Source organism: Enterococcus sp. AZ101 (assembly GCF_050499005.1).
GTDB classification, from domain to species: Bacteria; Bacillota; Bacilli; order Lactobacillales; family Enterococcaceae; genus Enterococcus_L; species Enterococcus_L ureilyticus.
The window spans coordinates 747,673-762,535 of sequence record NZ_JBMHEZ010000002.1 but is presented as its reverse complement, the minus strand read 5'-3'; the positions used below and the strand labels follow the sequence as shown (position 1 = coordinate 762,535).

The following is a 14,863-nucleotide window of genomic DNA, read 5'->3' as shown; positions in this document are numbered from 1 at the left end:
TGTAGTTGAAATGAAGGTTGTTATTTACTCTTGGTAGTTATTTCCTTGCTCTTTATAACGATGTAAAATGCCGTCAAATTAAGATTTTAACATTACTATTTACTTCAACTAACATCCAATTAACCGCAGAGTGCGGAAAATTCTGTGGTTATTTTTATAATCAATAGGTTAAGTCGCTCATTCTGCTAGAATGTATAATTTAAGTGCAACACTAAAAATGGAAGGTGAAAAAGCCTGCTATGATGGTGTTGACGAATTATATCTACTAGGAGGTATTCAGTTGTGACTTCATACACACACCTTACTATACGCGAGCGGGAAATGATTTTTCTTTATCATGGTTTTGGATTTACTATTCGTAGAATTGGGCGCTTGATCAAAAGAAGTCCGTCAACTGTTATGAGGGAACTTAAAAGGAATACTACAAAGTTTAGAACATATTCTCCTTCTCTAGCACAAAAATCGTATCATAAGAACAAGCAGAAATGCGGGAGAAAGAGAATTTTGGATCAGTCACCTTACAAAGAAATCATTCGTAAACTACTTTTTGAAGAGCAATGGTCTCCAGAACAGATAGCGAATAGAATTAACTTAGAGAATAATGAATCTATTATCAGCTATCCTACTATTTATCGCTCTATTTACAAGGGTCTATTTGATCAGGTTTTTCCAGAAGGAAGCCCTGGAGCTCGAAAAATACTGCGACGAAAAGGAAGAAAATCAGTGAATAAAAGAATCGGTGATCGTCGTGGAAGATTTACTGATGTGAAAACGATACATGAACGCCCAATAAAAGCCGAAAATCGAGAAGAACTGGGACACTGGGAAGCGGATACTGTATTGGGCCACCGAGGAAAATCCTGTCTTGTAACATTAGTTGATCGAAAATCTCGGTTTTTACTAACTGGGAGAATTCCTAAAAATGATTCAATTTGTTTACGGGATATGATTGTAAAATTATTGTCTCCTCTAAATAAAAAGCAACGCAAAACTATTACGCCAGATAGGGGACCAGAATTTGCAAAGTACAAGTATTTCAGTAGATTGTGCGGTATTGATTGTTATTTTGTAGATCCTTGGTCTCCATGGCAACGTGGAACAAATGAAAATACAAATGGATTGATACGTGAATACTTACCAAAGCGTACAGATATGACACCTATCTCAGAAGAATATATTGAGACTGTCGCTAATAAGTTAAATAATCGACCTAGAAAATGCTTAAATTGGAAAACACCTTATGAGATATTTTATAATAAGTCATTATTTTTAACTAAGCGAGATTACTAAATGATTTCTAAATTTTTCCCAACATAAATCAATAGGATTTTTTTACCTTCTATGTTTATGAATTATTAATTTGAATTTCTTTACTTGGCCGCAAGCACCATAGTGTGTACAGAAGAGGAACTAGCCCATATATAATAAGTAAGTTAGACCACGAGCTAACAGAGGACAAATCTGATGTAGGTGTCCAAGGGACCAGATTATTCATAGAATGAAATAGAATAGCATAAAATATTGTACCTGTTCTCATTGATAGCACAGAAAAAACCATGCCTAGGAAGAAAGTATAAATTACTTGTTGATTTACAGCCTCCAGAGAAGGAGCTATTGGCATCAGTAAGTTTAAATAGTGTGTCGTACAAAATAGAAATGAAGTACAAAAGGCAATTATTAGGGGTTTCCACTTTGAATTAGGGAAAGAGTTATTAAATCCTATAGTACCAAACCCCCTATCCCTTATTTCCTCGAATAGGCCTGCACCTAACGCACTAGCAAAAGAGACGATGATAAGGTAGATTGGTTGTCTAAAAATATCAGCAATTCCACCAATAAAATCAATTCCATAAAGAATAAAAGGAATCACGAAAATAAAGATAGTCTTCTTACGCTTTTTGATTACTGGAGAGAAATTTATTTCAATACCAAATAAATTTTTAGCCAATCTAACAATAAAGATAGAAATTACAGTTACGATTAAGAAATAAATAAATTCATAGTAAGGTTTACTTTGTAAATTTGGTAGAGTATACAAGAGACTTAACGTAACTGTTTTATAGAGTAAAAAAGTTCCCCACATTACTACAATAGTTCTAAAAAAATTTTTCCAATTCATAATTAAATCTCCTAATTAAGTAATTTTTTTATTATGTTTTATTTTCCTTCTAGTATTTTATCATAATCAGATTTAAAAAATGTGAGACTTAGGACTGAATTCTTGAGGAAATTCTAGCCTACAAATCAAATGTTGCACTTAATTTGATAATTCTAGTGGACAAACAGAACAATTGTTCGTATAATATTCTTGAGCAAAAGGCATGGTGATGAAAATGAGATATGTAAAAACAGTACATTTAAAGGAGCATCTACGACCAGCACAATACTTTTACTCGTTACAACTTGTGCCATTTCACAAAGTGTCCTCTAAGCGCCTATACATAGAGGGAACGATTTATAATCTATGGTCATTTCCTAAGATAAAGAAAAAAGACTATTTAGCAGCATTCCCGCTTGAAAAGATCGACCACTTTCTTGTTTTAGAATATACCGATCCCTATCAATATTTGACTTTATCGAGTAAAAAAAACTATAAACTGACTGATTTCAAAATGGAAACAAGGCGTGTGGAATATATATTTGATCAGTGGAATTACGATGAACGGAAGTGACATGATGAATTTAATTGATGAATATGAGGCTAGACTACCAACTTACAAGGAGTTCCAAAATTATATATGGGGTTGTGGCCAACGTTTAATTAACAATGTTGGATTAGATAAATTTGTTTTTTATTTAAACGCTGAGGAGGACAAATATTATGCAGAAAAATAGTTATGTAGGTGTAATTGACAAGATTAGAGTTATAAAGTCATTCCCTAGTATGCTAGTGCGTTTCACACTACACACTCCTTCTGCTGACATAAATTGCTTAGTCAGCAAAAAAGAACTAGCTAACCTTATTCTTTTTCTTGAGGACGGAAAGTTTGAACTTGCTACCTTTGGTCATTACAACGATCGCAAGCAATTTGTGATCAAGAAATTTACTGTTAAAAATCCTGACAGCTTTGTTCGTGAGTTTGTTTTAAAACCTATGACAAGCATAGCTTGATCCCTACTTTCCTTAGTGATATTCGTCCTTACTTTCATCCTTATCCATTCCTTTCCATTAAGTTACTTTTTATATCTTTTGTCATATATTTACGATATAATTTTGTTATAAATTATAAAGGTTGTTAAATTATGTTAAAAAAGAAATTTGTTGGTATTCTTGTTGTTCTTAGTACTTTAGTTGTTTTACTTGCTGGCACAACGGTTGCATTGGCGACTGGCGCTATTGACATCAAGGATTTAATCGGTTCAAGCTCGCGACAAGTAGATGACAAAGCTAGTTTGGAAGTCATCTCTTCAGCCAACCTAAAAGACCGTATATTCGACCCTAAATCAGCTATTACCAATGTGACTGATCCTAATGGAAATTCTGTAGAACCTGCTGTTTTTGATATGACATTTCAGATAAAGTCTTCTTATATGCGGATGATTCAGAGTGGATTGATGTGCCATCAGAAGAAATACTTGATACTGATGGAAATATTAGCGTAACAAATTTTTACAATAACGAAATGCACAGACTTGTTAAAATTACTTACAGATATAGTTATAAACTGCCAGTTTCGAGATTTGGAACTAGTGAAAATGTAATTGAAAAAACGTCAATTTTTTATTCAGCATGGATTTAATTCCCTTAAGAGCCTTTAATCGGGCTCTTTTTTATTTTCAACCACCTGCAGTTTTTCGGCTGTTTGGATGAGGTCAAGGTAAAGAGCACCTTTGCATTTATAGTCTCTCGTTGATAAAGGTCCTTCTTGGTTGTAATTCACAACTGCATCTCAATCCTCATCTACACTTTCAATCATTTAAAACGACCACTTTATGCTATAATTAATGCATAAAGGAGTTGTTATATTTTGTTAAATAGATCTTTATACATTTCCATATTTCTTGTTAACCTTCTATTTTGCACAGTCTCTTTATATTCAGGAATCTCTATCTTTAATTTGACGCTAGTAATAGGAGCGTTGACTTGGCTTTCAATTTTCTATACTTTGTTAAAGTATAATCAGTTTTTCTTTCTTGCTATTTTATTTATATTTTTAATAATATTTTCGGTTCCCTTATTTTTGTTATTCTTCATGATGTACATTTTCAACGGTATCCCAGACTCTTCTCGTCTAATTGAAACCACTCTTATATCAGTTACAGGTATGAGTTATTGCGTTTTAAATCCATTACTGTCCCTAATTATCATTAGTCGCAGTCATGCAAATGAGCTTTTAAAGGAAGCCGAGTAACTGTATTCACTCCACCTCATTTAGTAATTCTAACTGGTGATTTAGCCGATTATGAAGTTGTGTATTTTTTTTATTTGATATACTTTTTTACGGAGGTGAAAGTATGATTAAATGTAAACCCGCTTTTGTTATTGGTATTCTATTTACTGTTAATTCAATTTACCGATTTCTAAATGGTTCATTAACTAGTCCAACAGACCCATTTGCATACAATATTGGTACCGTTCTTAGCGCAATCCTATTCCCAATGTTATTCTTCATCATTGCATTTTTACAAAAAAAGAAATAATAATTTCTGGCTATCTTCAGATAGCTTTATACATATTTTCAGTCTTGATTAGCCACGCTCTATACTTAATCCATATAGTCCGGTTAATGCTCGATATGCTTTCGACAGAATCATCACTACAATAAATGATTAAAATAAAAAGACTTTAATAAGAAATATCACTACCCATGATTTGATGTACACTCATGCTCCTTTTTTACTTGCTGAAGGAGCATATCCAAAATATGTATCGGAACGATTAGGCAACAAGAAAATTACCACAACATTAGATGCGTATTCTCTCCTATTGAAAAACAAAGAAACTGAAACAAGTGATATGTTCGGTGAAATCCTTGATAGGCTTTAATTTTTTTATCCTTTACTTTGGAAAATTTGTGGGAAAGTAATTTTTGGCAAATAAATAAACAAGTATAAAATAACTACTAAACATAAACAAAAGTCGTTAAAATTAGCTTTTAATAACACAAAAAAACCACCACGACCGTCGTCTGTGGTGGAAATGAAGGTTGTTATTTACTCTTGGTAGGAGTAAGTATGAAAAACCAATTCGGGATAATTGGCATGAGGACATATTAGCATCTCTATTTAAAATGAAAATGAACGCCCATTTTGTATTTCATAAAAAAATCATGAGGAATTACTCATAGAGTAACTTTTTGCGTTTTCATTTAGTTCTTATTCTTTCAAATCTTATTAGTTCCAACATTTTTATGCCTGTGCTACACTTTTATTAGTAGCAATGAAATGTATTCAATCATTATCTTGCTCCTTGAAATTCAGTTTTTAAATTATAGATAGCTGTCCAAATCAATCCTTTAGAACGTAAATAAGCTTTCAATGAAACAACCAACGTTTTCATGCTAACTTTCTAAAGGATCCACCGATTTGTTCCGCTTTAAAATTTAGGAGGAATGTATTATGCTAGATCAAGAAAAAGACAATTTATCTGTTCTATTCTCTGACGAAGTTCAAGGTCCCTTTGTAACATTTATTCTAAATACTCATGTCGCGCATCAAGATGTCGAAAAAGATTCTCTAGCCCTTAAAAATTTTGCCAAAGCAGCGAAAGTTCGTTTTGAAAAAAAATATACAGAGCTAACTTGGGCACCTTTTCAAGAGAAAATCGATGCCTTGCTGGCAGACTCTTCATTTTGGCGAAATGCTACTAAAAGTGTATCCATCATTATTAGCGAGAAGGACATTTTTATTCACCGATTAAGTGTCCCTGTAGACAATCAATACTATGTTGATGATCGACCTTATCTCCTAGGTATCATTAAAAATAATCAATTTAATTATCGTTATTACTTAATGGCTTTGAACCGAGATTCTATGCAACTTTATCTCGTTGAGAAGGATCGTGTGACTGCTGTAGCTTTACCAGAAGATGCACCAACCGATTTAGTCAGCACATTAGGTGACGAGCTAACGGGCGGTAGTATGAATTATTCTATTCAAGGTGGAGCTGGCTACAATGGTTCCTCTAAAGAAGGCGTCGCTTATCACGGTGTTAATACGAAAGATGAAGAAGTCAAAATCGACTGGACAAATTATTACCAAGCAATCGATAACTATTTGAAAGATACATTTGTAAACTCTGATAATCTGCCAATCCGGTTATATGCGCTGTCAGAAAATCAAACCTTGTTCAAAAAAATTGCTAAAAATCCTTATTTAGTGACTGATGCTTCTATCACACTATCTCCTGCACAGGTTTCTTTTCAAGAGATAGAAAAAGGAGCATTGAAGATCAATCAAGAATTAGAAGCGCTCGAAACAGCTAGTTACAATCACTTATTAGACAAAAAATTTGTCGATCAACTTGTTGATATCGTACCTGCATCAGATGAAGGTAAAATCTCACACTTCTTTATTTCAACGGCTAATCTTGTTAATGAAACAACAGAGATGTCCACAGAAGAGTTTGATCGTCGCAAAGTCTTGAACAAAATTACCGATAATGTTCTTAAAACTGGCGGGAACGTTTTTGTATTAGATCAAAAAGTGGCTCCTGATGAAAAATCGTTATTAGCCGTGCTACGTTATTAAACGAATAACATCTAGCTAGAGTAGAATAATGGACAAGAGCCACTCGACAAATTTGTCGAGTGGCTCTTTAATTAAGTTGATTAAATATTTTGTTAGCTATAAAACCATGTAAAACTATCTATTAGTAAGGATAACCTTATTCTCATCTAAACAATCTGAACCCTTCCTACTTTCAAATCTATGCAGCTCCACGGCTGCGCCTTCGGAATAGATTTCTACAATATAAATCTATCATTACTTTCATATTTAACGCTCAATACTCCTATACTATAACAGAAATAAGTTTTTTTTGACAATTAATCTCTATTTCTTAACAAATTTTTAGTTTAAAGAGAGATATTACTAGTCAAGTAGCGTTAAATATGGTATATTAAGAGTGTAGTTTTTGTTCGGTAATATATGTGTAGCTGTTTCAAATAAACATCTTCCACATTTTCACCTTTCAAGTAATTGCAAAATATGTGTTTATCACAAGGAGGATTTTTATTATGGAAACAGGTACAGTAAAATGGTTTAACTCAGACAAAGGTTTTGGATTTATCACTGCAGAAAATGGTAACGATGTATTCGTACATTTCTCAGCTATCCAAGGCGACGGATTCAAAACTTTAGAAGAAGGTCAAGCAGTGACTTTCGACGTTGAAGAAGGCCAACGTGGTCCTCAAGCTACTAACGTTAACAAAGCATAATCAACTTAACATTAGTAAATTCAAAACCTGACGAAGATTCGTCAGGTTTTTTTATTGTCAAAAAAACAAGTTCAAACATGGCTTATTTTGAACTTGTTTTTCATTTACTTCATGATCAATCGCACTAACTCTGTGCCAAATCCTGAGCAACTCAATAACGTTGCTCCTATCATTTGATCTGCAAAATCCTTTGTTACCGTCTTGTTTATCAAGGCTTCTTCTATGCTATTTGTAATCAACTGACTCACTTCATTCCAGCCTAAATAGTCAAACATCAATACACCTGATAATAATAAGGAGGATGGATTCAACTGATTTAATCCTGCAAATTCTGGTGCCGTTCCATGAGTTGCTTCAAAGATGCCATGACCTGTTTCCAAATTTAAATTTGCTCCAGGTGCGATACCAATCCCACCAACTTGAGCCGCTAATGCATCAGAAATATAATCTCCATTTAAATTCAAGGTCGCGATGACATCATATTTCTCGGGATGAAGTAAAATTTCTTGTAAAAAGATATCAGCGATTCGGTCTTTAATAATTAGTTTCCCTGCTTTTTCTGCCTCGCTTAATTGTTGATCAGCCGCAGCTTTTCCAAATTTATTTTTGATTTCTCCATATTTTTCCCATGTAAAAATCTTGTCTCCAAATTCTCTCTCAGCTAGAGCATATCCCCATTTTTTAAAGCCACCTTCTGTAAACTTCATGATATTCCCTTTATGAACGAGTGTGACTGATTTACGTTTGTGTGTTAAAGCATGCTCGATCGCTCCACGAACTAAGCGCTCGGTTCCTTCTTTAGAAACTGGCTTGATGCCGATTGCAGAAGTTTCAGGAAAACGAATTTTATTTACACCGAATTCTTGCTTTAAATAATGGATCAGCTTGATTGCTTGCGGGCTTTCCGATGAAAATTCAATTCCTGCATAAATATCTTCTGTGTTTTCTCTAAAAATCATCATGTCCGTTGCTTCTGGGTGTTTTAATGGCGACGGGACCCCTTCAAAATAGCGCACTGGTCGATAACAAATGTATAGATCCAGCTCTTGTCTTAACGTAACGTTCAATGAACGAAATCCTTCTCCGATCGGAGTTGTAAGCGGTCCTTTGATGGCGATCAGATGGGTCTTGATCGTATCCAACGTTTCGTCGGGAAGCCAACTCCCCGTTTCATTAAATGCTTTTTCTCCGGCTAAAACTTCTTGCCAAACCACTTTACGTTTCCCTTGATATACTTTTTGCACAGCAGCTTCAAATACCTCTTTAGCAGCTTGCCAAATTTCTGGTCCAATCCCATCACCTTCAATAAAAGGAATGATTGGAAAATTTGAAACGACTAATTTTCCATTTTCAAAAACAACTTTTTCTCCATTTGTCATGCTTCCATTCCTCCTGAATGTATGGTCTGTATGTCACTATATTTTAACTGCTTTGGTCCAATATAATGGGAACGAGGTCTGATCAAACAATCCTCTTTTTTCTGCTCATTGACATGACCTAGCCAACCAGAAACCCTACTCATCGCAAAAATCAATGTAAATAAATCACTATCAATATCCAAACAATGATAAACTGTAGCAGAATAAAAATCGACATTTGGAATCAAGCCTTTTGTTTCTTTCAAATAGCGTTCCACTTGGCAAGATAAAAAATACCACTGCTCTTTTTTGGTGATAGTCGTTAGCTCTTTGGCCAGTTTTTTCAGATGTTTTTTCCTCGGATCTTCTGTTTTATAAACGCGATGTCCAAATCCCATGACCTTTTCCTTACGATCAAGCTTTTGGTTTAAATAATCCGCTACATTTAGATTATCTGAATTGATTTCTTCTAACATATCAAAGACTTTTTCATTCGCTCCACCATGAAGTGGCCCTTTTAAAGAACCTATTGCACCTGTAATGCAAGAGTAAACATCTGATAATGTAGACGCACAAACTCTAGCAGTAAATGTACTTGCATTTAAATCATGATCTGCATGCAATACCAGTGCTTGATTCATCGCGTCTACTTGTACCTGATCCGCTTCATTTCCTGTCAGCATATAAAGAAAATTTTCTGCAATCGATAAGTCACTTCGAGGGGCAATTGGATCTAGGCCTTTTCTTAGTCGTGCATAGGCCGCAACGATTGTCGGCATTTTTGCTTGCAATGCGATGCTTTGATGATAGATCGATCGTTCATCTGTTGATTCAGCATTTGGATCAAATACACCTAAAAGAGAAATCGTCGAACGCAAAACACTCATTGGATGAAGATTTTGACGCGTTTGGATTTTCAAACAAGTGATGATCGTATCAGAAATTTGCATTTCTAGCGCTAGATCTTGTTTAAATTTCTTTAGTTCTAGCGAATTTGGAATTCTCAAATACCATAAAAGATAGATCACTTCTTCAAATTGAACATTTTCAGCAACTAAATCATCAATATTGAATCCCGCAAACAATAGTTGATTTTCTACAATTGAACTGATTTTTGTTTCAGAAACAACAACACCATCTAAACCTTTATGAATCTCCATCCAAATTCCTCCTCGTATATAGGGAACAACGTTCCGTTATGCTGCACCTTGTACTTTTCAACATCAGTTCATTTTATTCACTGTGTTTCAAAACAAAAGCGTAGTGGGTTCGTTTAGCTTTGACAGAAAAATAGGAAAAATAATTGTGACGCTTTTTGTCACTCTCACTTTTTATCTTTTTTCTGAAAAGCTGACCCGCACAGCTTGAGAGACGTAAAATAACAACCTTCGTATCGTATTGTCGCATCTCCTATTTTTCTTAGACTAAACTAGCTTTGAAGCTTTTTACGAATCACCATTGGCAAGATGCCGCCATGCTGATAATAAGTGATATCAACAGCTGAATCAAAACGCAGAATAGTTTCAAATATGATTTTCTCTCCATCTGGTTTAGTCGCAGTGACCGTTACATCATCTAAAATTCCTTTTGTTTCATCGATAGCGATGTCAAATAGTTCAGTTCCTGTTAAACCCAAACTATCCGCATCTTCTCCATGTTTAAATTGCAATGGTAAAACACCCATCATGACTAAATTAGAACGATGGATACGTTCATAACTTTTTGCGATGACTGCCTCAACACCTAAAAGCTGAACTCCTTTAGCAGCCCAATCTCTAGATGATCCCATTCCATAATCATCGCCGGCTAAAATAACTAGCTTCGTTCCCTGTTTTTGATACTTCATCGCAGCATCATAAATGGCCATTTTTTCTTGTGTTGGGCCAAAAATGGTATAGCCACCTTCAATTTCCGGCACTAATTGATTCCGAATTCGAATATTCGCTAACGTCCCTCTCATCATTACTTCATGGTGTCCACGTCTAGCACCATAAGAGTTAAATTCACGGACTTCAACACCTCGATCAATTAAATACTGACCTGCCGGACTATTTTTTTGAATACTTCCAGCAGGTGAGATATGGTCTGTTGTCACCGAATCACCAAATTTCGCTAGTACAGCTAATTTTTCTAATGGTTTTCTAGACTCTCTTTCTTTGGTCATTCCTGTGAAGTATGGTGGATTAGCAATATAAGTAGAGCTTTCTTCCCAACCATACAACGCTTCAGCATTCGTTTCAATATGGTTCCATTCCTCATTGTCACTAAAAACTCTTGCATATTCCTGTTTATATAGCTCTGGTGTCACACATGTATCGATCAATTCCTTAATTTCATCTCTAGAAGGCCATAGATCATTAAAATAAACAGGTATTCCGTTTTCTCCAAGACCGATAGGCTCCTTCATTACATCGATGTCGACAGTTCCTGCTAATGCATATAAAACCACTAATGGCGGAGAAGCCAGATAATTGGCTTTAACAAGCGGATGAATCCGACCTTCAAAATTTCGATTGCCACTTAAAACACCCGCTGTTAGAAGGTCATTATCTTTAATCACTGCTTCAACTTCTGATTTTAGTGCGCCAGAATTACCGATGCAGGTCGTACACCCATACCCAACTAAGTGAAACCCTAGCTGCTCTAGGTATGGTAATAAACCAGCCTTCTCAAGATAGGCTGTCACAACCTTTGAACCGGGCGCTAAAGAAGTTTTTACATAATTAGGTACTTGTAAGCCAAGCTCTGCAGCTTTTTTGGCTACCAAGCCTGCGCTTAACATCACGTATGGATTAGACGTATTTGTACAGGAAGTGATTGCTGCAATTGCTACTGCTCCTGGTTTTAATTGATGGTGAACACCGTCTAGCTCTAACGCAACACTTTGCGCCCGCTGTGCCTTAGATAATCCATATCCTTGCAGTCCCGCTGGAGCTTTTACAACTTCTTCAAAGGCGGTTTTCATTTCTGTTAAAGGCACTAGATCCTGTGGTCTTTTTGGTCCAGCCAGATTGGCTTGTATTTTACTTAAGTCGATTTCAATAACTTTTGTATAAGCTGGTTCTATATCATTGATTGGATCATAGAACAATTGGTTCTCTTTTAAATAGCGTTCGGTAACGGCTACTGCTTCTTTTTCTCTTCCTGTTAATCGCAAATAACGAATCGTTTCATCATCTACAGGGAAAAAGCCACACGTTGCACCATATTCTGGAGCCATATTTGCCACAGTTGCCCGATCAGCTAAACTTAAACTTACCAAACCTGAGCCAAAGAATTCTACAAATTTCCCAACAACTTTTTGTTCTCTCAACACTTGTGTCACCTTTAATGCCAAATCTGTTGCCGTTGCCCCAAAAGATAATTCATTGACAAAACGGACACCCACGACCTCTGGGATAGGAAAATAAGACGGTTCCCCAAGCATACTCGCTTCTGCTTCGATTCCACCAACACCCCAGCCTAAAACGCCTAATGCATTGACCATAGTAGTATGAGAATCCGTTCCTACTAATGTGTCAGGATACAGTAAAATCGTACCATTTTCTTGATTTTTTTGTGTCACAACGGTTGCTAGATATTCAATATTGACTTGGTGTACAATTCCAGTTGCTGGTGGAACAACACGATAATTATCAAATGCTTTTTGCGCCCAACTAAGAAACTTGTATCGTTCCTGATTTCGTTGAAACTCCATTTTCATATTCAGTTGCAGTGCTTGTTTGATACCTGCTACATCTACCTGTACCGAATGATCCACAACAAGATCCACAGGAACTTCAGGATTTATTTTAGATGGGTCACCGCCAAAATCAGCAATTGTTTTTCGCAAAGAGGCTAAATCAACAACAGCAGGAACACCTGTAAAATCTTGAAGAATCACTCGCGCTGGTTTAAAGGGGACTTCACCTTTAGACTCATGTTTTGAAGACCATTTAGCTAAATTATCAATATGTTCTTGCGTAATCCCCGTACCATTTTTCTGCCGTATGATTGATTCCAATAAGACGCGGATACTAAATGGCAACTTTGAAATAAATGAAGACTGCTCTGTTTCTAGCGAAGCTAATGAATAATATCGGTACTTTTGATGATTCATTTCAAAAAAATTTTCTGATGATTGCTTAGTTGTAATCAAAAACATCCCTCCTAAATATAAATGCTGAACTAGCCTGTGAAGCTAGCTAATATAAAAGCTATACTGATTCTTCCAGCTCCATTTGAAAAATATATGTGTGATGTTTTTTGACGCGAATATATTTTTCCTTGTAATGTTAAGCATTTCAAATTCATATCAATTGTATACACTTCCAAAAAGAAAAAAATTGATCTCTAGCTTAAATATAAACTTGATTTTAGTCATTATAATCGTATTGTAAATAATTGTAAACCTTTTAAAAAATGAGAAAAGTTATATTAACTAACATAATAGCGTAATATTTGTGTAATGAATGAAATCATTGAATTTAAAGCTTTCAATCGATATTACCTAAGGTTTCTACAAACAAAATTAGCTAAAACACACAATTAACACACTGTTTTCTAATTTTATACACATTTATTTTCAAGCTATTTTATAATTGAACAACTGACATTTTCTAAGTCATATTTCAGCTATTTCAAGTAATTTTTACCGCTTTCATGTCAGCCAAAATTTTTTTATTTTTATGATGAATTCTTTCCAAAGTAAAATAAAAGCGTTACAAAATCAATTGATTTTGTAACGCTTTTACTTAAAGGTCGAACGTAACTTTCACTTCTTGTGTTGGTACATCATAGAAGCGATCTTCTCTTCTGCCTAAGAAATCTTTTCCTTGTTGTGGGAACAATGCATACATCAAAACATCTTCAGTTGATCTTGCATATTGCTTGATTTCTTTTTCGTATTTGGCAAGCTCTGGTGTTAATAGATCAGCCGGTCGAATCGTAATGACTTCTTCCTCTCCAATAATTAATTTCGTCATCTCTTCTGAAATCGCAACTGGCGGTTTTCCATATAGTCCTTTGACGTAATCCTTGATTTCTTTTGGCACCATTTTGTAGCGTTCTCCGCTGATCACATTCATTACAGCTTGTGTGCCGACCATTTGTGATAAAGGGGTGACAAGTGGAGGATAGCCTAGATCAGCACGAACTTTCGGTACTTCTTTTAAAACTTCTTCATATTTACCGGCTAATCCTTGCTCTGTTAATTGACTCAATAAATTCGATAGCATTCCACCAGGTACTTTATAGATCAAGGTCTTTGGTTCGGTATCTTTAACTTTAGGATTCAAGACTCCTGCTTCTCTAAATTTATCCCGAATCGGGTTAAAATAGTCAGCCGCTTCTGCTACTTTTTTCATATTTAGATGAGTATTATAGCCTAAATTTTCTAATGCTAACGCCATTGATTCTGTTGCTGGTTGACTCGTTCCACCTGAGAACGATGAAATCGACGTATCGATAATGTCAGCCCCAGCCTCAACAGCTTTTAAATAAGTCATTTCAGAAATACCACTGGTTGCGTGCGTGTGAACTTCTAAAGGCACTTGAATCTTGTTCTTGATTTCAGAAACTAAACGGTAGGCGTCATCAGGTGTTAAGATCCCTGCCATATCTTTGATGCAAATCGAGTCAGCCCCCATCTTCTCTAGTTCCGTTGTTAAACCGACAAAATAGTCAATTGTATGAAATTCACTTGTTGTATAAGAAATCGCCGGTTGGCAATGACCACCAAATTTTTTCGTTGCTTCAATCGCTGTTTGCAAGTTTCTTGTATCATTTAAGGCATCAAAAATACGAATAATGTCAATGCCGTTTTCAATTGATTTTTGAACGAAGGCTTCAACAACATCATCGGCATAGTTTTTATAGCCAAGTAAATTTTGTCCACGTAAAAGCATTTGTAGTTTTGTCTTGTTGACGACTTTTCGAATCGCTCTTAAACGTTCCCAAGGATCCTCATTCAAAAAACGAATACAAGCATCAAAAGTAGCTCCACCCCACATTTCTAACGCGTGATAGCCTGCCTCATCCAATGTTTGAATAATCGGCAACATATCACTTGTCGGCATTCGTGTAGCAATTTGACTTTGTTGACCGTCACGCAAGACCGTTTCTGTAAAAAGGATTTTTTTTGTCATT

At 35.4% G+C, this 14,863-nt stretch carries 13 protein-coding genes; 8 read left to right on the top strand and 5 right to left on the bottom strand.

The features are described from left to right. The first annotated feature begins 282 nt into the window (after nucleotides 1-282). On the top strand, nucleotides 283-1,290 hold the full coding sequence (locus IGJ50_RS12920) for an IS30 family transposase (RefSeq protein WP_207120761.1): 1,008 nt from the start codon (nucleotides 283-285) through the stop codon (nucleotides 1,288-1,290). 55 nt (nucleotides 1,291-1,345) lie between these two features. Here IGJ50_RS12920 and IGJ50_RS12915 read toward each other — a convergent pair whose 3' ends face one another. Next, nucleotides 1,346-2,119, bottom strand: a complete 774-nt coding sequence (locus IGJ50_RS12915) for a CPBP family intramembrane glutamic endopeptidase (RefSeq protein WP_069638682.1) — start codon at nucleotides 2,117-2,119, stop codon at nucleotides 1,346-1,348. A gap of 202 nt (nucleotides 2,120-2,321) precedes the next feature. Between IGJ50_RS12915 and IGJ50_RS12910 the strand changes: the two genes are divergently transcribed. The 7 genes from IGJ50_RS12910 to IGJ50_RS12880 all read left to right on the top strand — a co-directional run bounded on the left by IGJ50_RS12910 (nucleotide 2,322) and on the right by IGJ50_RS12880 (nucleotide 7,379). Continuing rightward, entirely contained in the window at nucleotides 2,322-2,672 is a 351-nt protein-coding gene (locus IGJ50_RS12910; protein ID WP_207120760.1) for a hypothetical protein, read from the top strand. Beyond that, entirely contained in the window at nucleotides 2,659-2,835 is a 177-nt protein-coding gene (locus IGJ50_RS12905; protein ID WP_157804616.1) for a hypothetical protein, read from the top strand. Before IGJ50_RS12910 ends, IGJ50_RS12905 begins: the two co-directional genes overlap by 14 nt. Then, on the top strand, nucleotides 2,822-3,112 hold the full coding sequence (locus IGJ50_RS12900; protein WP_069638683.1) for a hypothetical protein: 291 nt from the start codon (nucleotides 2,822-2,824) through the stop codon (nucleotides 3,110-3,112). Before IGJ50_RS12905 ends, IGJ50_RS12900 begins: the two co-directional genes overlap by 14 nt. 131 nt (nucleotides 3,113-3,243) lie before the next feature. Continuing rightward, a complete protein-coding gene (locus IGJ50_RS12895; RefSeq protein WP_429950773.1) occupies nucleotides 3,244-3,603 on the top strand; it encodes a hypothetical protein in 360 nt (119 codons plus the stop codon). 852 nt (nucleotides 3,604-4,455) lie between these two features. After that, nucleotides 4,456-4,641: a hypothetical protein gene (locus IGJ50_RS12890; protein ID WP_429950772.1), complete on the top strand. Its 186-nt coding sequence runs from the start codon at nucleotides 4,456-4,458 to the stop codon at nucleotides 4,639-4,641. Nucleotides 4,642-5,559: 918 nt separating this feature from the next. After that, on the top strand, nucleotides 5,560-6,690 hold the full coding sequence (locus tag IGJ50_RS12885) for a hypothetical protein (RefSeq protein ID WP_429950770.1): 1,131 nt from the start codon (nucleotides 5,560-5,562) through the stop codon (nucleotides 6,688-6,690). Between the two features lie 488 nt (nucleotides 6,691-7,178). Continuing rightward, entirely contained in the window at nucleotides 7,179-7,379 is a 201-nt protein-coding gene (locus IGJ50_RS12880; protein ID WP_010760878.1) for a cold-shock protein, read from the top strand. Between the two features lie 104 nt (nucleotides 7,380-7,483). Here the strand turns inward: IGJ50_RS12880 and icd are convergent, their stop codons facing one another. The 4 genes from icd to IGJ50_RS12860 form a co-directional block, all read right to left on the bottom strand. Beyond that, nucleotides 7,484-8,758, bottom strand: coding sequence for an NADP-dependent isocitrate dehydrogenase (gene icd, locus IGJ50_RS12875; RefSeq protein WP_429950768.1), 1,275 nt, complete (start codon nucleotides 8,756-8,758; stop codon nucleotides 7,484-7,486). Beyond that, complete coding sequence (locus IGJ50_RS12870; RefSeq protein WP_207120753.1) at nucleotides 8,755-9,897, bottom strand: citrate synthase; 1,143 nt, start codon at nucleotides 9,895-9,897, stop codon at nucleotides 8,755-8,757. Before IGJ50_RS12870 ends, icd begins: the two co-directional genes overlap by 4 nt. 269 nt (nucleotides 9,898-10,166) lie before the next feature. Next, nucleotides 10,167-12,875, bottom strand: a complete 2,709-nt coding sequence (gene acnA / locus IGJ50_RS12865) for an aconitate hydratase AcnA (RefSeq protein ID WP_429950766.1) — start codon at nucleotides 12,873-12,875, stop codon at nucleotides 10,167-10,169. A gap of 595 nt (nucleotides 12,876-13,470) precedes the next feature. Then, on the bottom strand, nucleotides 13,471-14,862 hold the full coding sequence (locus tag IGJ50_RS12860; protein ID WP_429950765.1) for an oxaloacetate decarboxylase subunit alpha: 1,392 nt from the start codon (nucleotides 14,860-14,862) through the stop codon (nucleotides 13,471-13,473). Between the last annotated feature and the right edge of the window lies 1 nt (nucleotide 14,863).

Coding starts and splice junctions, on each gene's coding strand:
- IGJ50_RS12900 (WP_069638683.1), top strand. CDS start 2,822: ATGCAGAAAAATAGTTATGTAGGTGTAATTGACAAGATTAGAGTTATA.
- IGJ50_RS12910 (WP_207120760.1), top strand. CDS start 2,322: ATGGTGATGAAAATGAGATATGTAAAAACAGTACATTTAAAGGAGCAT.
- IGJ50_RS12860 (WP_429950765.1), bottom strand. CDS start 14,862: ATGACAAAAAAAATCCTTTTTACAGAAACGGTCTTGCGTGACGGTCAA.
- IGJ50_RS12870 (WP_207120753.1), bottom strand. CDS start 9,897: ATGGAGATTCATAAAGGTTTAGATGGTGTTGTTGTTTCTGAAACAAAA.
- IGJ50_RS12895 (WP_429950773.1), top strand. CDS start 3,244: ATGTTAAAAAAGAAATTTGTTGGTATTCTTGTTGTTCTTAGTACTTTA.
- IGJ50_RS12880 (WP_010760878.1), top strand. CDS start 7,179: ATGGAAACAGGTACAGTAAAATGGTTTAACTCAGACAAAGGTTTTGGA.
- IGJ50_RS12915 (WP_069638682.1), bottom strand. CDS start 2,119: ATGAATTGGAAAAATTTTTTTAGAACTATTGTAGTAATGTGGGGAACT.
- IGJ50_RS12890 (WP_429950772.1), top strand. CDS start 4,456: ATGATTAAATGTAAACCCGCTTTTGTTATTGGTATTCTATTTACTGTT.
- IGJ50_RS12905 (WP_157804616.1), top strand. CDS start 2,659: ATGAACGGAAGTGACATGATGAATTTAATTGATGAATATGAGGCTAGA.
- icd (WP_429950768.1), bottom strand. CDS start 8,758: ATGACAAATGGAGAAAAAGTTGTTTTTGAAAATGGAAAATTAGTCGTT.
- IGJ50_RS12885 (WP_429950770.1), top strand. CDS start 5,560: ATGCTAGATCAAGAAAAAGACAATTTATCTGTTCTATTCTCTGACGAA.